The organism is Prescottella equi (assembly GCF_002094305.1).
In the GTDB taxonomy this organism is placed as follows: Bacteria; Actinomycetota; Actinomycetes; order Mycobacteriales; family Mycobacteriaceae; genus Prescottella; species Prescottella equi.
This window is the reverse complement of the sequence record NZ_LWTX01000008.1, coordinates 169,258-190,909: the sequence shown is the minus strand read 5'-3', so window position 1 is coordinate 190,909 and position 21,652 is coordinate 169,258. Positions and strand designations below refer to the sequence as shown.

At 71.2% G+C, this 21,652-nt stretch carries 19 protein-coding genes, 1 pseudogene and 1 riboswitch; of the genes and pseudogenes, 6 read left to right on the top strand and 14 right to left on the bottom strand.

The window, feature by feature from the left end:
• Window positions 1-51 precede the first annotated feature (51 nt).
• The 5 genes from A6I89_RS19205 to A6I89_RS19185 form a co-directional block, all read right to left on the bottom strand.
• Entirely contained in the window at window positions 52-774 is a 723-nt protein-coding gene (locus A6I89_RS19205; RefSeq protein ID WP_022594992.1) for a chymotrypsin family serine protease, read from the bottom strand.
• Window positions 775-995: 221 nt separating this feature from the next.
• Window positions 996-1,757: an ABC transporter ATP-binding protein gene (locus tag A6I89_RS19200; RefSeq protein WP_005514269.1), complete on the bottom strand. Its 762-nt coding sequence runs from the start codon at window positions 1,755-1,757 to the stop codon at window positions 996-998.
• Window positions 1,750-2,565 (bottom strand): ABC transporter permease, encoded by an 816-nt coding sequence (locus tag A6I89_RS19195; RefSeq protein WP_022594993.1) that lies wholly within the window; start codon window positions 2,563-2,565, stop codon window positions 1,750-1,752. Before A6I89_RS19195 ends, A6I89_RS19200 begins: the two co-directional genes overlap by 8 nt.
• Window positions 2,543-3,571 carry an ABC transporter substrate-binding protein gene (locus tag A6I89_RS19190; RefSeq protein ID WP_044990742.1) on the bottom strand — a complete coding sequence of 343 codons (1,029 nt, stop codon included), beginning with the start codon at window positions 3,569-3,571 and terminating at the stop codon, window positions 2,543-2,545. The genes A6I89_RS19195 and A6I89_RS19190 overlap by 23 nt, the downstream gene beginning before the upstream one ends.
• Complete coding sequence (locus A6I89_RS19185) at window positions 3,568-4,296, bottom strand: TenA family protein (RefSeq protein WP_022594995.1); 729 nt, start codon at window positions 4,294-4,296, stop codon at window positions 3,568-3,570. Before A6I89_RS19185 ends, A6I89_RS19190 begins: the two co-directional genes overlap by 4 nt.
• A riboswitch (TPP riboswitch) is annotated at window positions 4,290-4,386 on the bottom strand. Its footprint overlaps the gene before it by 7 nt.
• Before the next feature lie 90 nt (window positions 4,387-4,476).
• Here A6I89_RS19185 and A6I89_RS19180 point away from each other — a divergent pair.
• On the top strand, window positions 4,477-6,045 hold the full coding sequence (locus tag A6I89_RS19180) for a carboxylesterase/lipase family protein (protein ID WP_022594996.1): 1,569 nt from the start codon (window positions 4,477-4,479) through the stop codon (window positions 6,043-6,045).
• On the opposite strand, the gene A6I89_RS19175 is transcribed toward A6I89_RS19180, so the two are convergent.
• From A6I89_RS19175 to A6I89_RS19150, 6 genes are all read right to left on the bottom strand, one after another.
• A complete protein-coding gene (locus tag A6I89_RS19175) occupies window positions 6,038-6,673 on the bottom strand; it encodes a nitroreductase family protein (RefSeq protein WP_022594997.1) in 636 nt (211 codons plus the stop codon). The genes A6I89_RS19180 and A6I89_RS19175 overlap by 8 nt on opposite strands.
• Before the next feature lie 68 nt (window positions 6,674-6,741).
• Window positions 6,742-7,038: a DUF2470 domain-containing protein gene (locus A6I89_RS19170; protein WP_022594998.1), complete on the bottom strand. Its 297-nt coding sequence runs from the start codon at window positions 7,036-7,038 to the stop codon at window positions 6,742-6,744.
• Window positions 7,035-8,300 (bottom strand): MFS transporter, encoded by a 1,266-nt coding sequence (locus A6I89_RS19165; protein WP_022594999.1) that lies wholly within the window; start codon window positions 8,298-8,300, stop codon window positions 7,035-7,037. The genes A6I89_RS19170 and A6I89_RS19165 overlap by 4 nt, the downstream gene beginning before the upstream one ends.
• Before the next feature lie 101 nt (window positions 8,301-8,401).
• Window positions 8,402-10,909, bottom strand: a complete 2,508-nt coding sequence (locus A6I89_RS19160) for an FtsX-like permease family protein (protein WP_232244705.1) — start codon at window positions 10,907-10,909, stop codon at window positions 8,402-8,404.
• Window positions 10,910-10,911: 2 nt separating this feature from the next.
• The gene (locus tag A6I89_RS19155) at window positions 10,912-11,682 is read right to left on the bottom strand and encodes an ABC transporter ATP-binding protein (RefSeq protein WP_060934528.1); all 771 of its coding nucleotides are present in this window, start codon (window positions 11,680-11,682) and stop codon (window positions 10,912-10,914) included.
• Window positions 11,683-11,767: 85 nt separating this feature from the next.
• The gene (locus A6I89_RS19150) at window positions 11,768-12,757 is read right to left on the bottom strand and encodes a helix-turn-helix transcriptional regulator (RefSeq protein WP_022595002.1); all 990 of its coding nucleotides are present in this window, start codon (window positions 12,755-12,757) and stop codon (window positions 11,768-11,770) included.
• 103 nt (window positions 12,758-12,860) lie between these two features.
• Between A6I89_RS19150 and A6I89_RS19145 the strand changes: the two genes are divergently transcribed.
• The 3 genes from A6I89_RS19145 to A6I89_RS19135 are packed head-to-tail and all read left to right on the top strand — an operon-like array spanning window position 12,861 to window position 15,264.
• Window positions 12,861-13,337, top strand: coding sequence for a VOC family protein (locus A6I89_RS19145; protein ID WP_022595003.1), 477 nt, complete (start codon window positions 12,861-12,863; stop codon window positions 13,335-13,337).
• 44 nt (window positions 13,338-13,381) lie between these two features.
• On the top strand, window positions 13,382-14,632 hold the full coding sequence (locus A6I89_RS19140) for a sensor histidine kinase (RefSeq protein ID WP_022595004.1): 1,251 nt from the start codon (window positions 13,382-13,384) through the stop codon (window positions 14,630-14,632).
• Complete coding sequence (locus tag A6I89_RS19135) at window positions 14,620-15,264, top strand: response regulator (RefSeq protein ID WP_005514250.1); 645 nt, start codon at window positions 14,620-14,622, stop codon at window positions 15,262-15,264. The genes A6I89_RS19140 and A6I89_RS19135 overlap by 13 nt, the downstream gene beginning before the upstream one ends.
• A gap of 7 nt (window positions 15,265-15,271) precedes the next feature.
• Here A6I89_RS19135 and A6I89_RS25040 read toward each other — a convergent pair whose 3' ends face one another.
• Window positions 15,272-15,616: a hypothetical protein gene (locus tag A6I89_RS25040; RefSeq protein WP_022595005.1), complete on the bottom strand. Its 345-nt coding sequence runs from the start codon at window positions 15,614-15,616 to the stop codon at window positions 15,272-15,274.
• On the opposite strand from A6I89_RS25040, the gene A6I89_RS25130 reads away from it, so the two are divergent.
• On the top strand, window positions 15,542-15,835 hold the full coding sequence (locus A6I89_RS25130; RefSeq protein WP_390893132.1) for an Rv1535 domain-containing protein: 294 nt from the start codon (window positions 15,542-15,544) through the stop codon (window positions 15,833-15,835). The genes A6I89_RS25040 and A6I89_RS25130 overlap by 75 nt on opposite strands.
• A gap of 65 nt (window positions 15,836-15,900) precedes the next feature.
• Here A6I89_RS25130 and A6I89_RS25125 read toward each other — a convergent pair.
• A pseudogene (locus tag A6I89_RS25125) lies at window positions 15,901-18,327 on the bottom strand (cation-translocating P-type ATPase); the annotation flags it as partial.
• A 1,551-nt stretch (window positions 18,328-19,878) separates the two neighbouring features.
• The gene (locus tag A6I89_RS19120; RefSeq protein WP_005514244.1) at window positions 19,879-20,265 is read right to left on the bottom strand and encodes a hypothetical protein; all 387 of its coding nucleotides are present in this window, start codon (window positions 20,263-20,265) and stop codon (window positions 19,879-19,881) included.
• 352 nt (window positions 20,266-20,617) lie between these two features.
• Here A6I89_RS19120 and A6I89_RS19115 point away from each other — a divergent pair, with 352 nt between their 5' ends.
• The gene (locus A6I89_RS19115) at window positions 20,618-21,652 is read left to right on the top strand and encodes an NrtA/SsuA/CpmA family ABC transporter substrate-binding protein (protein ID WP_022595007.1); all 1,035 of its coding nucleotides are present in this window, start codon (window positions 20,618-20,620) and stop codon (window positions 21,650-21,652) included.

The window sequence follows — 21,652 nt, the reverse complement described above, 5'->3', positions numbered from 1 at the left end:
CGTGGCGTTTCGGCGGCTGTCGATCGTCCGGCGGCTCAGCTGTCCGTCGGCTCAGCTGTCCGTCACGGTGAATCCCTTGCCGACCGGGTTCGACTGGGCCTCGATACCACCCAGAACCGCGGCGATGTCGACGAACTCGAACGGGGCCCGGGTCATGCCCACGAGCTGTGAACCGTTGACGAACGCGGGGCCGCCGGAATCGCCGCCGTTCGCGGTGACGAACGAACTGATCCGCTGTGCTTCCTGGCCGTAGATAGGTCCGCAGGTCAGACCCGTCCGCACGCCGGCCTTGCACAGCATGCCGTCCGGATGCGCCGGCCCGAGGCTGTCGATCCGCGCCTCCGGCCCGTCCGACGAGAGCACCGCGTCGGGATTCAGCTCGATCACCACGTAGTCGATCCGTGGGTCGCGGTAGGCGACGGTTCCGATCGGATCGCCGGTGCCGGACGGCCCGAAGCGGTACACCGTGGAGCCGTCCGGGAAATCGGCGGCGCCACCTGCGGCCGCGGAGACGCAGTGCCCCGCCGAGATGGCGATCTTGTGGCCCAGGGCGTCGGTGCCGACGACGCCGAGGGTGCAGTACTCCTGGTTCTGCATCGGATTCGACGGGCCGGCGTCCGGCTTCGCCGTCCATCCGATGCCGTTCGACACCGTGCCGGTAGCCGTTGCCGTGTCGGCTGTTGCCGTGTCGGTTGCCGCCGCCGCGGCGGGGGCGAACGCTGGGGCGAGCGCAGCGCATGCGGCGAGGGCGGTGAGCAGAACGCGTTTCGTCATCGTGAACTTCCCTGTCGGGTGGGCGGCACCCGGGTTATGGAGGTGAGAACCGGCGAGGGAGGCGATCGGCCTCATCCGTGCGCCATAACGGAAGCGTAACGAGGAAGTCTCGATCCGTCGAGAGTTCTGCAAGCTTTGTCTCAAACGCGCATGAACCGACCAGTTCCCTTGTGTAGGAAACGATTTCGCGGATTCGAGAGTGGCGACCGTCCGGTACCGGATCAGTCGACGGCCTCCTGCTCGGCCAGCGCCCGCCGGGATTCCTCGTGCAGGACCTCGATGAGTTCGCGTTCGACGGCCGCGAACTCCGGCGACGTCACGATCGGCAGTTCCCGCGGCCGCGGCAGGTCGACGACCACCTCTCGGCGCACGGTCGCGGGGCGCGCGGACAGCACGATCACCCGGTCCGACAGGAACACCGCCTCGCGCACGTCGTGCGTGATCATCAGGACGGTCCAGCGATACTGCTGCCAGACGTCCTGCAGCCAGGTCTGCATCTCGGTGCGGGTGAGCGAGTCCAGTGCGCCGAACGGCTCGTCGAGCAGCAGGACCGAGCGGTCCTGGACGACCGTACGCAGCAACGCCGCGCGCTGCCGCATCCCGCCCGACAGCTGGTGTGGCCGGGCGTCCTCGAAGCCCGCGAGCCCGAACCTCGGGAACAGCTCGGCGGCGCGGGCGCGGGCCTGCTTCTTCGGGAGCCGCTGGACCTCGAGTCCGAGCGCCGTGTTCTCCAGCACGGAGCGCCACGGAAACAGCAGATCCTTCTGCGGCATGTGCGCGCACGTGGGTGCGGACACCGATCCCGAATCGGGGGAGTCGAGACCTGCGACGATCCCGAACACAGTGCTCTTGCCGCAACCACTGGGGCCGATCACCGAGACGAACTCGCCCTGCCGTACGGCGAGGTCGATGCCGTCGAGCACCCGCCTGGTGCCGAACGACTTGGTGACGGTCGCCAGCTCGACGACGGGGACCTCAGCCACGACGTTCCTCCCGCCCGGGTTGCTGGATCCACGGCGCGACGACCCGTTCGATCGCGAACGTGCACAGGTACAGGGCGACACTGATGGTCGCGGTCACCAGGACGGCCGCGAGGACCAGGTCGGTGCGGAACGAGTTCTTCTGCACGCTCATGTAGATGCCGAGTCCGGAACTCGCGCCGACATACTCGGCGAACACGGCGCCGACGACCGCGTAGGTGACGCCGATGCGCAGCGCCGTGAAGAACCGGGGGAGGGCGGACGGCAACCGCACGTACCGGAACTGCTGCCACTTCGACGCGCCCATGCTGCGCAGCAGCGCGCCGGCCTCGCGATCGGCCGAGGCGAACCCCTCGACGAGCCCGATCGCCATCGGGAAGAACGTCGCGAGCGCGATGACCAGGACCTTGGGCAGCAGGCCGAAGCCGAACCAGATGATCATCAGCGGCGCGATCGCGATGATCGGCAGAGTCTGCGACACCACGAACAGTGGCACGAAAGCCCTTCGCAGCCAGGGCGAGAAGTCGACCAGGACCGCGAGCGCCCACGCCACGACCAACGAGACCGCGAACCCGATCAGCGTCACCTGCAGCGTCGCCCAGGCGTGCACGGCGATGTCGTCGCGGTGGGCCCAGCCCTGCTCGAGCACACGGCCCGGCGACGGCAGCACCTGAGGGCGGATCCCGCTGATCGTCACGTAGACCTGCCACGCCGCGACGAGCGCGAGTGCGACCACCACCGCCGGAAGTAGCCGGCGAACCGGACCGGCGGTGGTCGTCGCGTCGCGCTTACGGGGTCGCGAGATACTCATCGGTGAAGTACGTCGACCAATCCGGTTCCGCCGTCAGTGGTTTGCCGTCGGGGCCGGCGAGCAGTCCGTGTTCGTACAGGAATCCCGAGTACCCGGCCCACTGCTCCCGCGTCTGAGTTCCGACCCGGCCGGATGCGTCCTTCATGTAGTCGGCCGCCAGCATCCGCTGGCTCTCGACCACCAACTCCTCGTCGCTGAAGACCCCCGGGTTCGCGTCGATGAGGGCCTTCGCGCCGCGGTCCGGATCGTCGGCGGCCACCTGGTAGCCGCGCTGGAGTGCCTGCACGAACTTGCGGGCCTGCTCGGGGTGTTCGGCGAGCCACTTCTCGTTGCCGTTCACGACGATCGCGTAGGCGTCGGGGAACCCGAAGTCGGTGTAGTGGAAGTAGCGCATCGGGGTGCCGCGGCGCGCCGCCTCGACGCCCTCCCACGCGAAGTACGACACCGTGAAGTCGGCCTGCCCGCCGTATACGGCTTCGTACGCGGAGGTCCCGAGCACGACGGTCTCGAAGTCGCCTGTGCCGCCGTCGTTCCGGATCACCTGGCGCAGCGTCTCCCGCTCGCCCGGGTCGCCGAAGCCGGCGTACGTCTTGCCGTCGAGATCCCTCGGGCTCGCGAGGTCGGCGCGGTCCGCTCGGACCCCGATGCCGGTGGCCCGGTGCTGCAGCGGCGCCAGGACCGACACGGTCTGCGCACCGGCGGCGCGGGAGAACGTGGCCGAACCCTGGAAACTGGTACCGAATTCGGCGTTGCCGGCGTCGACGAGGGTGTCGGGCGAGGTGTTGTTGTACGGCAGCACTTCGACGTTCAGGCCCGCGTCCGCGAAGTAGCCCTCCTGCAGCGCGACGTACAGTCCGGTGTGGTTGGTGTTCGGAGTCCAGTCGAGTGCGAACCGGATGGTGTCGCCGGAATCGTCGGAGCTCGCGCACCCGGTGAGGATGCTCATCGCGGACGCGACGATCGCCGACGTGGCCAGGACGCGGCGCAGCCGCGACATCGACGTCACGACGCGGGCCAGGGCTGCGGGTTCAGGGCGGTGTCCCAGAACATGAATTCGTACCGCGTCGCGACGACGAACGTGCGGATCATCGCCTCGCGCTGTTCGGCGGTCGCGGCGTCCGCGGCCGCGTCGACGAGGCGCCGGGCGGTCGCCACGGACTCGTGGAAGGCCGGGTCGTCGTACGTGGTGACCCACTGCGCGTAGGGGTGCGAGGGGTCGGCGGCGAGCACCTCGTGCGCGTCGGCGGCCAGGCGTCGTCCCACCTCGGCGTAGATCCAGAAGCACGGCAGGACCGCCGCGGCCGCCACCGGGTACGACTCCGTGGATGCGGTCGCGGTCAGGTACGACACGTATCCCAGGCAGGCCTGCGAGTGCTCGGCCGCGGTCGCCGCCCGGGGCAGTACCCCGCTGCTCAGCAGGCCCTCGTGCAGTTCCGTCTCGACGACGGCGGCGGTCGCCGCCGACGTCGCCCAGAAGGCGGCGGTCTGCGGATCCGGTGCCTTGACCGCCAGGAGCGCCAGGGCTTTGGCGTACTCGGCGAGGTACAGCGAGTCCTGCTCGATGTACGTGCGGAACACGTCGAGCGGCAGTGTGCCGTCACCGAGTCGGCGCAGGAACTCCATGTCGTCGATCGCGGCACGCAGCACCGCGGTGCGGTCCCACAGCAGATCGGTGAACCGCGCGCCGTCGGCGGCGGAGTGGACAGTTGTGTCATGGACAGGCGTAGTCATCGCCTTGACATCCCTTCGTCAGCATTACCTGATGCAGGTTCCCGGGTGTGATCTCAGCCCCGCCCGTGCGGAGCACCCCGTGTCAGTGAACGAGCCGACCTTAGCACCGCAGGATTGGTACCTTGGCAATCGGTCGGCAGCCCCGGTCGATGGCCTGCCGGCGGTGAGGAGGGCCGCGCGATGGAAGCTGTGGAGATCGCCTCGGCGCAGGCGCCGGGAAGCCTGGTGATCGAGGCTCCGTGCGGCCCCGTTCGCGGGTATGCCGACGGTTCGGTTTTCGTGTGGAAGGGAATCCCCTACGCGGCTCCGCCCGTGGGAGACCTGCGCTTCCGTAGCCCGGTTCCCGCGTCACCCTGGAGCGATGTGCTCGATGCGGCCGCCTTCGGGGCCATGGCGCCGCAGGGCCACGACTCGTCGGTGCCCCTCGACCCGACGATGCGGATCGACGAGGACTGTCTGACGGTCAACGTGTGGGCGCCCCGGCCGGACGGGACCCCGCGTCCGGTGATGGTGTGGATCCACGGCGGCGCCTACTGTCTGGGTTCGTCCGCGCAACCGATCTACGACGGCCGGCTGCTGGCCGAGCGCGGCGACGTCGTGCTGGTGACCTTCAACTACCGGCTCGGGACGCTCGGGTTCCTCGATCTGTCGTCGTTCTCGACCGCGAGCCGGACATTCGAGTCGAATCTCGGCCTGCGGGACCAGATCGCGGCGCTCGAGTGGGTGCGAGACAACATCGCCGCGTTCGGTGGCGACCCCGACGAGGTGACGGTGTTCGGCGAGTCGTCCGGCGGCGGTTCGATCACCACCCTGATGACGGTGCCACGGGCGGAAGGACTGTTCCACCGCGCGATCGCGCAGAGTCCGCCGTCGACGTCCGTCTACGGCGCCGAGCGGGCAGCTTCCGTCGCGGCCCGCTTCCTCGAGATCCTGGACCTGCCCGGCGACCGGATCGGCGACCTCGCCGCCATGCCGGTCGAACACTTGGTGAAGGCCGGCGATCTTCTGGTGAACGAGGTGCCCACGAAGGTGCCGGGCACGTTGGCAATGGCGCCGGTGGTGGACCGCGATCTCGTTCCGCACTATCCGGTCGCCGCGTTCCAGAAGGGGTACTCGCACCGGATCCCGCTCATCATCGGTTCGAACCGGGACGAGGCGTCGATCTTCAAGTTCATGCGCTCGCCGCTGTTGCCGGTGAGCCCGGAGGCGGTGCAGCAGATGTTCGCCGGTCTCGCCGAGGACAACCCGGGGCTGTCGCCGCTCCGGCTCGCGGAGATCGTCGCCGCCTACCCGGCAAGCGCGAAAGCGCGAGGAGTGCTGGCGATCTCGCGCGACGCGGCGTTTCGAATGCCCACACTCTGGGTGGCCGACGCGCACAGCCGGCACTCGCAGACCTGGGTGTACCGCTTCGATCACGCCACTCCGCTGCTCAAGGCGGCGCGGGTCGGTGCGGCACATGCGACCGAGTTACCGTACGTGTTCGGGAATTTCGGCACACTGAACCCGGACCCCACGTTCTGGCTGGGTGGTCGCAGGGGTGCGATCGAGGTGTCGGGCCGCATACAGCGTCGCTGGCTCGCCTTCGCCCGCCATGGTGTCCCCGCCGCGCTCGACGGCTCCAAGCACTGGGCGCCGTACAGCGAGGAGAACCGGTCGACGCTCCTGATCGACGGGCACGACAGCCTCGTCGTGGACCCGGACCGTGCGATGCGGGTGGCGTGGGGCGACGAGGCGATGGGGTTCAGCTAGCAGATTGGGGCGCCTCGAAGCGATTCCAACTGCGCACCTCGTCCACCGGTCGGCGCGACGCGGGCTTGAAGTCGGTGCCGAGTGTGTATGCCACGGGAAAGAGTCCCACCTGTGTGTAGCCGTCCGGGATTCCGAGCAGATCCGCCATCCGGCGCTCGCGGAGCAGGTGCACGGTCGTCCATGCCGAGCCGAGCCCGCGGGCCCGCAACGCGAGCATGAAACTCCACACCGCGGGGATCACGGAGCCCCACCGGCTGGCCTGCATGAAGACCTCCATGCCGCGGGCATCGTCCTTCAGCACCGGGATGGCGAGGGCTGGGACCTCGTGCAGATGTTCGCCGAGGTATTCGACGGACGGCCGGATCCGACCGGACTGGGCGGGATCGGGATTGCGCATGTTCGTCCGACCCATCGCGTCGGCCAGACCCTCGCGGTACAGATCGGCGACGTGCGCGCGCACCGCAGGATCGTCGACGATCACCCAGTGCCACAGTTGGCGATTGGAGCCGTTGGGTGCCTGCAGGGCCAGTCGGAGGCACTCGTCGATCACCTCACGCGGCACGGGGCGGGAGAAGTCGAGGCGCTTGCGGACCGTGCGGGTGGTGGTGAGGGCAGTTTCGAGATCCACGAGACGCAGTCCTTTCGTCCGTCCGCAACGATCGTTGCAGGCGAACGGACCATACCGCCGGGGGCCGGTCAGTGCTCGTCGGGCGCGACTCCGAGCTTCTCGCACGCCGCGCGGTACAGCGCGACCACTTCGGTGCGGATCGACGCGCGGTCGGTGACGGGGCCGAGCCACGGCACCCGCACCGTCCGGTCGACGCCGTCGACCTCGGCGACCCACTCGCCGGACCGCCCGTCCAACCCGGTCATGCGGGCGGCGGTGGCGTCGGGATCCGCGAAGGCACGCACGATGAGCAGATTGTCCTCGGTGTGGTCGCCGTTCATGTGGCCGGTCACGGCGGTGACGACTGCGGCGTCGAATGTGGTCATGACGGGGAGCCTAACCGCACCGTCGGCGGCTTCCGGTCGGCGTCGAGCTCGCGCAGCACCGGCAACGCGAAGCACACCGCCGCGACGGCGACCACCGGGATCGCGAGTGCGAAGAACGTGGTGCGGATGCCGAGCTGGTCGATGAGCGGTCCCGCCAGCAGGTAGCCGAGCGGCCCGGCCGCGTACGCGGTGGAGGTCATCACCCCGACGACGCGGCCGCGCATGTGTTCGGGACTGCGGGTCTGCATGGCCCAGTTGGCGATCGGTCCCACCGGCCCGTACACGAGACCGATCACGACGGACAGCGCCAGCAGTACCCACAGCGGTGGCAGGAACGCCATGCCGATCATCGCGAGACCGAGCCCGGTGACGGCGACGAGCATCAGGTTCCGGCGCCTGAGGTAGGGCGCCAGCGCCCCGTAGGACAGTGCGCCGACGAGCCCGCCGATGCTCATCGCCATGAGCACCCAGCCGAGCTGGGCCGGTTCGCCGCGGTCGGTGAAGTACTTGGGAAACAGCACGGATTCGATCGGCATGTACAGCGCGACGATCACCATGTCCACGAGCGCGAGGGTCCGCAGCAGGCGGTCGCGCCACACGAAACGCAGGCCCTCCAGCGTGCCCGACCACATCGACTTCGGGCGGGTCTCGTGATCGGGTCGCCCGGAGTGCTCGAGCCTGAGGAACGCGATCGTGACGATCGACAGGACGAAGCACACCGCGGTGACCCACAGTGTGCTCTCGGGTCCCACCAGCGCGATCAGTACACCGCCGATACCCGGCCCCACCAGGTACGCGACGTTGTAGTTGGCCTCGTACAGGCTGTTGACGCGGTCGAGTCGCCAGCCCGCGGCCTTCGTCGCCGCAGGCAGCATCGATTCCCGAGCGGAGATGCCGGCGGGATCGAACGTCGCCCCGAGGGCGGCCAGCGCCGCGAGCACCGGGACGGACAGCCCGACCGTGCCCGCGGCGATCGGAATCGCCGCCACCGAGAGCGCGGACAACGCGTCGGACACCAGCGAGGTGGGCCGCCGTCCGAATCGATCGACCACGGTGCCGGAGAACAGGCTCGCGAGCAGCAGTGGCAGCGTGGCGGCGCCCGCGACGATCGCCGCGTCGGTTGCGCGACCGGTCTGTTCCAGCACCAGCCACGGTAGGGCGACGATCACGATGCCGTTGCCGGTCGCCGAGAACAGCGTCGCGACGTTGAGCAGGATCAGCGGCGTGAGTCGTCGGCTCGTCGTCTGGTGGGGGGTACTCACGGCGCGGGCTTTCGGTCGATCGGGCGTCGCTGTCGAAGCTAACAGCGCGGCCGGAATCCACGCGAGCGGTTTTCCGGCCGCGCCATCGCGCGTTCCCGCTCCTATTCGCGGGTCCCGATCGCCGTCACCGGGTCCTGGCGCATCGCGGTCCGCGTCGGAATCGCGATCGCGACGAGCCCCAGCAGGACCGTCACCCCGAGGATGAGGGCGTAGACGCGCGGGTCGACGCTCGGGATCGGACGGCCGGACACCGCGGCCGCGACACCCGCGAGCGGGGGCAGCGCGATGAGCGATCCCACCACGGCCGCGACGGTCACCACGATCACCGACTCGGCGCGCATCATGCCGCGCACCTGCCGACTGCTCGCGCCGACGAGTCGCAGCAGCGCGAACTCTCGGCCTCGCTCGGCGGTTGCGAGTACGAGGGTGTTCACCACCGCGACGGCGAGGTAGCCGAGCAGGACCGCGAGTGCCACGATGCTCACCCAGGCCTGCGTGCGGCGCTGCTCCTGCCCGGCGGCGGCGAACTCGGCGCGATCGGAGACCACGACGCCGCCCGTCGCGGTGATCGCGGCCCGGGCCTCGTCGACGCGGCCTGGTTCGGCGGCGACGAGGAGCATGTCGGTCAGTCCTGTGGTGGTGTGTGCCAGCACCTGCGGGGTAGGGAGTGTGACGTCGCCGAAGCCGAGTCCGCGGCCGTACGTCGCGATCACCGTGGGGGTGACGAGTGTGCCGTCGCCGAGTCGCAGTGGCACGGTATCTCCCACACCCGCGCTCATGGAGAATGCCGCGTCGGTGCTGAGGGCGACGGTGCCCTCGCGCAGCTGTCCGAGGTCGCCGTCGCGGACGTCGAGGTCGAGGGTGGAGTCCGTCGCTGCGGGATCGATGCCCTGGACCGGGTACGGGTCGGTGGACGGCGAATCGCCACCGGTCGTGAACAACGCCTGCGTCCGGGTGATCGGATTGGCCGCGCGCACAGCGGGTTCCGCTTCGATTGCGTCGACGAGGTCGGGAGCCAGTCCGGCGGGAGCGGTGACGACGAGATCGGCGGTGATGCCCGCGCGGGACTGGTGGTCGGCGGCCGCGGCGACGGTGTCCTGCGTGAACAGCTGGACCGAGCCGATCGCGATGGCGAGTGCCAGCGGGGTGATGGCGGCGGCGAGACGGCGGGCCCGGGCCCCGGAGTTGGCGGCGGCCAGCACGAGCGCGGGCGACGCGCTGCGGCGCAGCGGTCCGCCGAACACTCGGACCGCGCCGCCGACCAGCATCGGGCCCAATAGCGCCACCGAGATCACCAGCAGGACGGCGGAAGCACCCGCGCCGGCCAGCGCGGCCTGTCCGGGCAGTACTGCCGGGAGCATCGACGTGGCCAGACCTCCTGCGCCGAACACGAGCCCCGTGACGAGTCGGCCCTTACCGATGGAGGACGGCTCCACGGCCGACTCCCGCAGCGCCTCGGTGGGATCCAGACGGGCCGGACGTCGGGCGGCGACCGCCGCGGCGATCCGCGCGGTGACGACGGCCAGCAGAACCCCGACCACGGCCGGGAGCGGGCTGTACGCGAGCGCGAAATCCGACGACAACACACCGGCCTCGGCGAACTGTGCCCCGAGGACCCGTGCGAGCGCATAGCCGGGACCCGCACCGAGCAGCGCGGCGACGCCGGCGACCAGCAGCACCTCGCTGCCGACCAGGCGATGCACCTGGCCCGGTGTGGCGCCCATCGCGCGGAGCAACGCGAACTCGCGTCGGCGCTGCTGGATCGACAGCGACAGCGTGCTCGCCACCACGAACATCGCGATGAGGATCGCCAGGCCCGCGAACGATCCGGACAGCATCATCAGTTCGCTGCGGGCCGCACCGGCGTCGAGATATTCGACGTCGCCGCGAGCGGGGCCGGTGTAGGTGCGCACGTCGAGGCCGGGCAGGTGGTCACGGACCCGGGCGGCCAGCGCGGCGGCATCGGTGCCCTCGTCGGCGAGCACACCCACCGCGGCGACCCGGTCGCCGTGCGGCCACAGCCCGCGGATCCGGGCATCGGACACGAACACCGCCGGTTGCCGGTCGGCCGGTTCGGCGTCGGGTGCCGCCGCGATGCCGACCACCGCGTACTCTTCGCCGATCCCACCGTGCCGCAGCGTGATCCGATCACCGACGGTGCCCGGCCCGGTCACGACGACCTCGTCCGGCGACACCGGCGCCCGGCCGGACGTCAGCGTGTACGGCGCGAGGACGCTCGATGCCCACCCGTGCGCGTCCAGCGGTGCGCCGGCGTCGGTGGTGAGGGGAACGCCGAGGTCGGCGACGGCGCCGCGGACCCCCGGCATTGCGGCGAGTTCGCCGACGACGGACTCCGGCAGCAACGCCCGTTCGACGTACGGCTGGTCGATGTCCTCGCGCACGTCGAGGGCTTGCGCCGCCCCGACCACGACGTCGGCGCCCGCGTAACGGTGTGGGGCGACGCCGCCCCGGATTCCCGATTCGAACAGCACGCCGAGCGCGCACGTGAGGAGCGCGGCGCAGAACACCGCGACGAACACGGCCGCGAAGCTACCGCGTCGGGCGCGGATGTTGGCGCGCGCCAGGGTCCGCAGACGAGGCCCGGCCACGTTCACCACTCCCCGAGGTGGGTCATGTGGTCGGCGACCGCGGCGGGGGTGGGGGAGTCCATCCGTCCGACGAGCCGACCGTCGGCGAGGAACACCACTCGGTCCGCGTGGGCGGCGGCGACCGGATCGTGCGTGACCATGACGATCGTCTGCCCCAGCTCGGTGGTGGTGCGGCGCAACAGGTCCAGCACCTGACGGCCGGTACGGCTGTCGAGCGCCCCGGTGGGCTCGTCCGCGAACACCGCGTGCGGCTGGGTGATGAGCGCGCGCGCGATGGCGACGCGCTGCTGTTGACCACCGGACATCTCGGCCGGACGGCGGTGCCGCTTGTCGGCGAGTCCGACCGCGTCCAGGACGTGATCGAGATGCCCCCGGTCGGCGGTGCGCCCGGCGAGCAACAGCGGCAGCGTCACGTTCTGTTCGACCGTGAGCGCCGCCATGAGGTTGTACGCCTGGAACACGAACCCGATGTGATCCCGCCGGAAAACGGTGCGCGCCTTGGGTTTCAGCGCACTGATCTCGGTGTCGCCGAGCCACACCGAGCCGCGGGTGGGCTGGTCGAGGCCGGCGGCACAGTGCAAAAACGTGCTCTTGCCCGAACCGGACGGGCCCATGATCGCAGTGAAACTGCCGGGCGCGAGGGTGAGGCTGACGTCGTCGAGTGCGGTGACCCGGGTGCGCCCCGAGCCGTACGTTCGGGTGACGTCGGTGAGACGGACGGCGGCCCGTGGCGGGCTCTCGACGAAGGGTGGGCTGGAAGCGAAGGAGGACATGGAAGGAACGCTATGGAGCGGCGGCTTCCCGGAACATCCCGTGCGATACCCGATCGATGGTGTAGCTGGCTCCACCCCGGCCGGTTCAGGACCTGCCGGACGCGGTCCGCGCGTTGCGGCCTGCCAGCCGGGCGAACGCGTCGACGAGTTCCGGCGGTCCGACGACGTCGATGTCGGTGTCGAAGCGGTTCAAGCCGGCCGCGAGGGCCACCCACGACCAGGATCCGAGTTCGAGGCCGCATCGGTCGGGGCCGAGATCCTCGACCACGCCGTCGCCCGCGAAGGGCACGACGTCGGACGCCGGCCGATGGAGGACGACCTTTCCGCGGCACGGCCACCCGTCCACGTGGGACGACCCCTTGAAGCGTGCGGAGACGAACGCGGCCACGTCGGCCCCGGGGACCTCGCGGGGCGTGAAGCGGGGTCCGGTGGGGATGCGTGGACTGATGCGGTCGGCTCGGAACACGCGCCAGGCCTCGCGCTCGAGATCCCACGCGACCAGGTACCAGCGCCGATTCGACGTCACCAGGTGGTGCGGCTGCACACGTCGCGGCGGTGACGGCTCGCGGGTGCGGGCGCCGTCGGCGTTCGCGTAGTCGAAGCGGAGCGTCTCGCGCGCACGGATCGCCGTGGAGATCGCCACCAGCACATCGGCGGCCACCGGGTCGTCGTCCCTCGGGCCGTTTCCCGCCGGGATCGCCGTGAAGTCGAGTACGTCGAGCCGGTGGCGCAGGCGGGTGGGGAGCACCTGTCTCACCGTGGTCAGCGCGCGGATCGCGGCCTCCTCGATCCCGACGCCGGTCGCGGCGGCAGCCTGCAGGGCCACCGCCAGCGCGACGGCCTGGTCGTCGTCGAACAGCAGTGGCGGGAGTTCGCTGCCGGCGTCCAGCCGGTAGCCGCCGGTGGGCCCCATCGTCGCGTGGATGGCGTATCCCATCTCCCGCAACCGGTCGATGTCCCGGCGCACCGTCCGGGGGCTGATGTCGAGCCGCTGGGCCAGCGTGGAACCCGGCCAGTCCCGGCGCGTCTGCAGAAGCGACAGCAACGCGAGGAGTCGGGACGTGGCCGCTGTCATGTCTTCGATCGTAAGTTCCTTGTAGGACGGAATCCGACCTATACCCCTGGGAGGGTCGGTGCGGTCAGGGGCAAGCCCGCCACGTTCTCACCCAGGAGCAGACATGAGCATCACCACGACCACTCACCTCAACTTCGGCGGCGACGCCCGCGCAGCCCTCGAGTTCTACCGGACCGTCTTCGGCGGCCATCTCACGATCGCGACCTACGGCGACCTCGGGATGCCGCGGGAGGCGCCCGGTGCCGACGCCGTGGTCTTCGGCCAGATCGAGACCGGAGACGGCTTCCGGGTGATGGCCTACGACATTCCCGGCCGCGCGGGCACCCCCGGGGCGGCCGGGGGATCCACCCGCCGGGAGAACGGGACCACCGTCACCGATCAGCCGTTCTTCGTGTCCGTGCGCGGACAGACGCTCGACGAGATCCGGGACTACTGGGACCGGTTGGCGGTGGACGCCCGGATCGTCGAACCGCTCGCCGCGGCGGCTTGGACGCCCGGCTTCGGCATGCTCACCGACCGGTTCGGGGTCACCTGGATCCTCGACGTCGCGGCCGATCGAAGTGCCCGACCGATGGTGTAGCGGGCTGTACCGACATCGGGTGGACGGTGCGGCATGCTGGACCGATGACGTGGAGCGAACGACTGAGGGTGCGATGGGGCGCCGTCCGCTTCCTCGCGGTGGAAGCTGCCGCCGCGCTCGTGTCGTTTGCGTTCGTGTTCGTCGGTCTGGTGATCGCCGCGACGCTGATGCTCATCGTGGGCTGGCTCGCGCTGCCGTGGTACCTGCGGGCGTTGCGCTGGTGGGCCGGGTCGGCGCGACAGCGGGCCGGCCGATATGCCGGGACGGTGGTGGGGGAGCGGTACCCGCCGATACCGGACCGGCCGGGCTTCGACGACCTGCGGCGTCTGATCGTCGCGCCGTCCACTCGACGCGACTTCGCGTGGGTCGCGGTGCACTCCATCGCGGCCCTGACGGCGGGCCTGCTGGCGATCGCGCTGCCGCTCGCGGCACTCAACACCTTGGCGATTCCCTTCTACTGGTGGGCACTACCGCCCGACGAGCCGGTGAGCAGCATCTACCCCGTGACGTCGTGGTGGGGTGCCGCGCCGATGCCGTTGTTCGCCGTCGGCTACGCGGTACTGGCCTGGTGGTCGATCCCCGTGATGGCGCGGGGCATGTGTGCGCTGGCCTCGCGGTTGTTGTCCCCGCGGCGGGAAACCGAACTGTCCGAGCGGGTCTCGGCGCTCACCGCGAGCCGTGCCGCGGCGCTCGACGCGCATGCCGCCGAGCTGCGACGCATCGAACGCGACCTGCACGACGGTGCCCAGAACCGGCTGGTCGCGGTTGTGATGATGCTGGGGATGGCCGAGCGCTCGTTGCGCGTCGCGCCGGAACAGGCTCTGCCGCAACTGCTTCGTGCACAGGACGCCGCGTCGGACGCGCTGTCGGAGCTGCGCACCCTGGTGCACGACATCTACCCGCCCGTGCTCGACGAGCTCGGTCTGGGCGGTGCGGTCTCCGCGCTCGCTGGCCGTAGCGCCGTGTCGTGCGTGCTCGACGTCGACGGGCTGCGGCGTGCCCCGGCCGCCGTCGAGGCCGCGGCGTACTTCGTGGTCGCCGAGGCCCTCACCAACGTCGCCAAGCACAGCGGCGCCGAGCGGGTCCAGGTGACCATCGCGACCCGCGACGACGAGGGCGGCGCGACGATGGTGATCGACGTCGTCGACGACGGGGTCGGCGGTGCGGTGGAGCGGCCCGGTAGCGGATTGGCGGGGATCCGGCGGCGCGTGGCAGCGTTCGAGGGGACTGTGGCGTTGGACAGCCCACTCGGTGGGCCGACGAGACTCGAGGTGGAACTACCGTGCGGATTCTGATCGCCGAGGACGACGCCCTGCTGCGGGAGGGGCTCGCGCTCCTGCTGGGCAGCGTCGGGATCGAGGTGACGGCGGCGGTGGACGACGCGGAGAAGTTCCTGGAATCGTTCGAGTCCGATCCGCCCGACGGCGCGGTCCTGGATGTGCGGATGCCCCCGACTTTCACCAACGAGGGACTGAAGGCGGCGATCGAGGCCCGGCGTCGGCGGCCGGGGTTCCCCGTGCTGGTGCTGTCGGCGTACGTCGAGGACCGCTACGCCGGGGATCTGCTCTCCGGAGGTGCGGGCGGGGTCGGCTATCTCCTCAAGGAACGGGTCGGCAAGGTCGAGGAGTTCGTCGACGCCCTCCGGCGCGTCGTCGGCGGCGGCACCGTGATGGATCCCGAGGTGATCTCCCAGCTGATGAGCAGGCGGCGCGCCGACGATCCGATCCGCAGCCTCACGCCGCGCGAATCCGAGGTGCTGGGACTGATGGCCGAGGGTCTCGGCAACGGCGACATCGCGCGCCGGTTGGTGGTGAGCGACACCGCGGTGAGCAAACACATCGGCAACATCTTCGCCAAGCTCGGGCTCGCGGCGTCGGACAGCGGGCATCGCCGCGTCCTCGCGGTGCTCGCGCACCTGCGGTCGTGATCCAGGGTCACGCGCTCTCGAGCGCCTCGCCCACCTCGCGCAGTGCTCGGTGCCGCTGGTCCTCGGCGAGCGCGTGGCCGACCGCGATCGCCAGCGCGACCGGCCAGTCGATCACTTCGAACGCCGCGAGCAGACCGAGGGCGCCGAGGTAGGCGAGTTGCTCCGGCCTGGGGACACCGACGTCGCCGATGAGCGGCAGGCGGATCGCGAACCGCGATCCCTGCGCGATGCGTTCGAGGGCGTCCCGGTGCGACCCCGGACCGTGCGCTGACGAGTCGTGCGCTCCGGAGCCGGGGGATCCCCCGCTGCGCGACGCCCGGTCGGCGCCGCGGTCGAGCGTTGCTTCGGTCATCGTTCGTCCTGCCCATCCTCGTCGTTCACCTGCTGTACACCTGGGCCCGTCATCGTGGGAGTCGTGATCGTTTCGTTATCCACGCTCTCCGCGTTCGCCTCGGCTGTCCGCCCGTCGGGACCGGATCCGTTGACCGGTGTGGTCACCTCCGTGCTCACGCCGCCGTTGCGCCACGCGTACGCGGTGCTGCTGCGGACCGGGGTTCTCGTCGTCGACTGACCACCCCGGCCGTCGCGCGCCGACCACCACGCCAGGGCGTGCGGGGCGAGCGCGGCGGCAGCCGTCGCGCCCACCGCCGGGCCCAGCGCCTGCGCCCACGCGACCGGTCCCAGGGGCGTGCATCCGAGGAATTGGCTCAGCCCGGGAACGCTGACCACCCCGGCCAGCGCCGCCAGCGATCCCGCGGCGGTCGCGACCACGAGGGGACTGCGGGAGTCGATCAGTGTCTGCCCCAGTTGGGCGCCGACCAACGCCACCAGTCCCACCGTCGACGCTCGCCGCGGCCGCCCGGTGAGCGAGGCGATGCCCCACGCGACGCCGGCGCCGGCGGCGGTCGCGGTCCCGCGGATCGCGACGGTCCGCCACAGTGCGGCGCTGTCCGGTCCGCGGCCGTCGTAGGCGTGATTGCGGTTGGGCGGGCTCACGGCGAGCGCCGCGGCGGGTAGCGCGTCGGTGAACAGGTTCACGAGCAGCAGCTGCCGCGCGTTGAGCGGGGCCCGGCCGCCGATCGCGCTGCCGATCAACGCGAACGCCACCTCGCCCGCGTTCCCGCCGAGCAGGACCGCGACCGCCGACTGGACGCGTTGCCACAGCTGCCGGCCCTCGTCGACGGCGTCGAGGATGGCGTCGACGTGCCCGCCGATCAGCAGGATGTCGGCGGCGCTGCGGGCCGGGTGACTGCCGTGGGAGGTCACCCCGATCCCGATGCTCGCGGCGCGGATGGCGGCGGCGTCGTTGGCGCCGTCGCCGACCATCGCGCACACGCTCCCGGAACGTTCGAGCGTCTGCACGATCTGCACCTTCTGCTCGGGGGACATCCGGGCGAACACCCGCCGCTCGCGGACCGCGACCTCCTGCCGCCGATGGGAGAGCGACTCCCATTCGCTCCCGCTCATCACGTCGTCGGCGTCCACGTCCAGTCCCAGGTCCCGGGCGATGGCGGCCGCGGTCACCGGATGGTCCCCGGTGATCAACCGCACGGACACGCCGCGGTCCTCGAGTTCGGGCAGCAGGTCGGTCGCCTCGGTGCGGATGGTGTCGGACAGACCCAACAGTCCGAGCGGTTCGAGTCCACGGCCGCACAGGGATTCGACGACGTCCGGGTCCTCGGCGGCCCGCGCGACCGCGTCGTCGGGCACGGTGCGTCGGGCCACCGCGATCACCCGCAGACCGTCCTCCGCCATCGCCCGGACGTCGTCGACGATCGTTTCGAGCGCGTCGGGAGCGGCACCGGTGCACGCGGCCAGGACCACCTCGGGGGCACCCTTCACGAGCAGCTCGGTGCCGTGCAGCGCCGCCGCGTACGGCCGTCCGGCGCGGAACGGCAGGACCACGTCCGAGACCGGTGCCTCCGCTCCTTCCTCGGTCGCCTCGGCGGCCTCGACGACGGCGCGGTCGGTGGCGTGCGCGGCGGTGCGCCCGTCCGGCGTCACCGACGTCCGGGCGGCCGCGCGGACCACCCGGGCGTCGTCGCACGTGCCGATCGGACGGATCTGCGTCACCCGAAGCCGGTCCTGGCTGAGGGTTCCGGTCTTGTCGAAACATGCAACGTCCACGCGGCCGAGGGCCTCGACCGACCGCGGGGTGCGCACGAGCACCGAGGCGCGGGTCAGCCGGCGCGCGGCCGCCTGCTGTGCCAGCGTCGCGACGAGCGGAAGCCCCTCGGGGACCGCGGCGACCGCCACCGCCACGCCGCTCGTGACCGCGGAGCGCAGGCCCCCGCCGCGCAGCATCGACGTGGCGGTGACGAGCGCGCCACCCCCGATGCTGACCGGGAGCACCCGGTCGGTGAGCGCGCGCAACTGCGACTGCAGGCCCACCTTCCGGACCGGCGCGGGGGACAGGGCCGCGGCCCGGCCGGTCTCGGTGTCGTCGCCGACGGCCGTGACCAGGGCCGTCGCGGTGCCGGTCAGCACGGTCGTGCCGGCGAACAGCATGCAGGTCCGTTCCGCGAGCGGCACACCGGGAGTCGCGTCGGTCTGCTTGTCGACGGGCATCGACTCGCCGGTGAGCGACGACTCGTCCACCTCGACCCCGTCCGCCTCGACGAGTCGTCCGTCGGCTGGCACCACTTCACCGGGCCGGACCACGATCACGTCGCCCGGCCGGAGCAGCGCGGCATCGACCGACTCGGTGGTGTCGGTGCCCGGGCGGATCCGTCGTGCCGGGGCGTCCTGGCCTGCGAGCAGACGGGTGAGGAGCCGTTCGGCATGCAGTCGCTGGGCCGCCGACAGCGCGGCGTTGCCGACCAGAACCGTCCCGACGAGGATCGCGTCTACGGGAGACCCGAGCACGGCACTGGCCGCCGAACCGGTCGCCAGGATCGGGGTGAGCGGATCGGCCAGTTCGGTGCGCAGTGACCGGCCGAAGTCCCACACACCGGAGGCGGGACCGCGGATTCGGCCGACCGTCGTGCCGATCCGTCCGGGATCCGCAGCGGCACGGCTCGGCGGCGGCGACCCGACGGTCCGGCGCACCCTGTCGACCGACATCGCGTGCCAGTCGTGCTGCGGGCTCGGGCGGGGCGGCTCCGCGCGGAGCACGCCGCGGGCGAGGCTGCGCCCGGTCCACAGGGCCGCACCGGCGCCGACACTGACGGGCCCCGGGCCGCGCCCGTGGGTCCCCGGGATCATCAGCAGTGAGCCGAGAAGTGACGCGCCGGAAGCGATCTCGATGCCGCGCCGACTCGCGGTGCGGGCGGCGGGCAGTGCGCGCAGGATGCGCCAGACCGCCCCCAGATCCGGCACCAGCAGATCCGCCGGCGCCGCCGATTCCGGGCGCAGGGCCAGGCTCACGTCGGCGGCGAGCACGGCTCGGGGGCAGTCGACGCTCAGCACGGCGACGGTCGCCCCGGATTCCTGCAGGCGTTCGACGGTCGACCGGAGGTCGGAATCGGTGGAATCGCCGGGCTTTCCGAGGTCGTCGAACGCCGAGCGCAACGTGCCCAGCGCCTCGTCGTCGACGGAGTGCACGGTGATGCCCGCTTGGCGGGCCTGTTCGAGCACGGCGCCCGCCAGCGCGTCGCGGACGGGGGAGATCAGCACGGCGGCGTCGGGATCGTCTCCGGGGTCGGCAGCGTTGTCGATGCCGGCCAGGGAGTGCCATCCGGTGTCGAGTTCTCCCGACTCGATCGCCGTCCGTGCCGCTTCCCACACCCCCGCGCGGCGGTGGTCGTCGACGCCGCGGATCCGGCTCACCCGCAGGTCCGCGGTGAGGAGCGCACGCGGATCGACGACGAGCGCGGTCACGGCGTCGAGCCGGCGCAGCACGTCGGGCCCGCGGCACAGCACACCGTGGTCGTCGGCCAGTCCGCGGCCCAGGGTGCTCGCGAACGACTCGCGGGCCGTGCGGGCCGCCTTGGGTGCGGTGACGAGCGCCGCCGTTCCCGCCGCTCGGACGCTCCCGGTGGCCGCTCCCACCGCCGCGACCCCGCCCAACTGTGCCCACGCCGCGCGCTCGAGGTGACGGTCCACCGGTCCGGCCGCGGCGAGGTCGGGGGCAGCGGTTTCGGGCACCGGGCGGTGCGTGCTCCGTAGCCACGCGCGCCGGTTGGCCAGCACCTCGCCGACCACGGAGGCGCGGAGCAGGGCCTCGATCGCGAGCGGGGGCGGCGCCTGCACGAGCGTGAAGCTCGCGGCGGTGAGGGTCGAGAGGAGGAGGTCGGTGCGCGGACGCCCGATGCCCGCCTCGAGCAATCGGCGCAGCGCGGGTTGATAGTCGAGTAGGACGATCGGTGCGGCGACTGCGGACGGTAGCCGCGGCACCCGGAACAGGCGGCCGGTGGCCGCGGCCCCGAACCCTACCGAGTGGGCGGCCAGCGCGATGACGCGCGCCAAGAGCACCCCGTCGTCCCACGCGGTCGGCACCCGGGGGAGAACATCGGCTGTCGCGTCGCGGGATCGGGTCGGGGGCGCGAACACGCCCGTGAGCACTCCGGCGGTCGCGGCGGTTCCCACCGTGACGGTCGTGATCGCGGCGTGCGCCGTCCGTCCGGGAAGGCTGCGAGCCCGCTCGACGAGTGATCCGACCCCCGGAATCCGCACCTAAGTGGCACGTCCCGGCGGCCGCGAGGCGGAGGACTTCGCTGCGCTGTCGTCCTCCGCGCCGGCCTCGTCCGCGCGGGAGCCGTCGGTGGGCGCGCCGCGCTCGTGCAGTTGCCGCAGCACGAGCGCGGCGCCCCCGACGGTCAGGACCACCGGCCATTCGACGAGTCCGACGGCGCCGGCCGCGGCCATCGTCAGCACCGCGGCGGGTGTGGAGTGGCTGCCCCGCTCGAGGCCGCGGCGGGTGCCGCCGGCGACGCCTCCGACGGCACCGCGGACACCGCCGACGAGGCCTCCCACGGCGGCGCCGCCCAGCGCGCCGATGGACGACGTGGTCACCTCGGCGATGCCGGAGACTGCGCGCACCGCGCCGCCGGTCAAGGACATCGACCCGTTGCCGGATCCGCGACCGGTGTGGGGGGTATTGTGCGGGGTACTGCCTGTTTGTTCCATCGAACGCCCATCGTTCGGTTCGGGGTGGGCCCGCGCCCATGTCCGACGCGGGATCACGATTCACCGCTCCAGGCGAGTCTAAACCGGACCACTTGCGATGTGAACCTCTGTCGGCCCGGACGACACGAATTCCCCTGTGTGTCAAGCGTTGTGTTCACGTAAAAGGCAAACGGTGGAATCTCGACCGTTCGGTCCTAACGTTGTTCACCGTCACCCCCGCACCACGCCGTCGAATCGATGTGGCGCGTTCGCTTTTCATGTGTTCCCTTCCTCCGAGGAGTGCCCGATGTTCCGTTTGCGCCGACTGCCCCGAGCCGCTCTCGCGCTCGCGCTCGTTCCCCTGGCGGGCATGGTCGTCGCGTGTGGCGGCGAAGAGGCGTCGGCGTCGGCCGACGCTCCGGCCGGTCAGAGCTTCACCCTCAAGGTGTACGACCCGGGCAACTCCGGGGCGATCGCGGTCGGCAAGCGCGACGGAGACTTCGACCGTGCGCTCGCCCCGCTCGGGGCCAAGATCGAATGGGTCAAGACCACACCGGGATTCAGCTCCAACCTCAAACTGTTCAACACGGGTGAACTGGACATCCAGACCGGCGCGTACAGTCCGGTGGTCGGCGCGCTGTCCAAGGACGTCGGCGTCCGGATCTTCGCGACGTCGGATCCGTACAACAAGGATCAGAGCGGCATCGTCGCCACCGCCGCGTCGGGGATCTCGTCGCTCGAGGACCTCAAGGGCAAGAGGGTCGCGGTGAACCCGGCCGCCAAGGGCGAGTACATCGTCCTCAAGGCGCTCACCGAGGCGAACATCCCGATCGACTCGGTCGAACGGGTGCCGCTGCAGCAGACCGACGCGGCATCGGCGTTCTCGACCGGACAGGTCGACGCGTGGGCGTCGTTCCTGGCGCCGTACCAGGAGGCGAAGGCCAAGGGCGCCAAGGAGATCGTCACGGAGGGCGACATCAAGTCGGTCGACAACACGATCATCGCCGGCCGGACCGCGGTGCTGCAGGAGCATCCCGAGGTGGTGCAGAAGTTCCTCGAGGTCACCAAGGACCTCACCCGCCGTCAGCGCGAGAATCCGGCCGCGTTCGAGAACGTCTTCGAGCAGGCCGGGCCGCGCGCACTGAGCGGCCAGCGCCTCGACGACGCGATCGCGCTCGGCGGCCAGGTCACGGACTTCCGCTACCCGACCGCGGCCGACGAGGCCGATCTACAGTCGGTGGCCGACCTGTTCTACCGAAACGGCGTCATCCAGCGGCAGCTCACCGCCGCCGATCTGACGTTCGACCTGCAGGGTGCGGCCGCGTCGAAGCCGGGAGCCTGA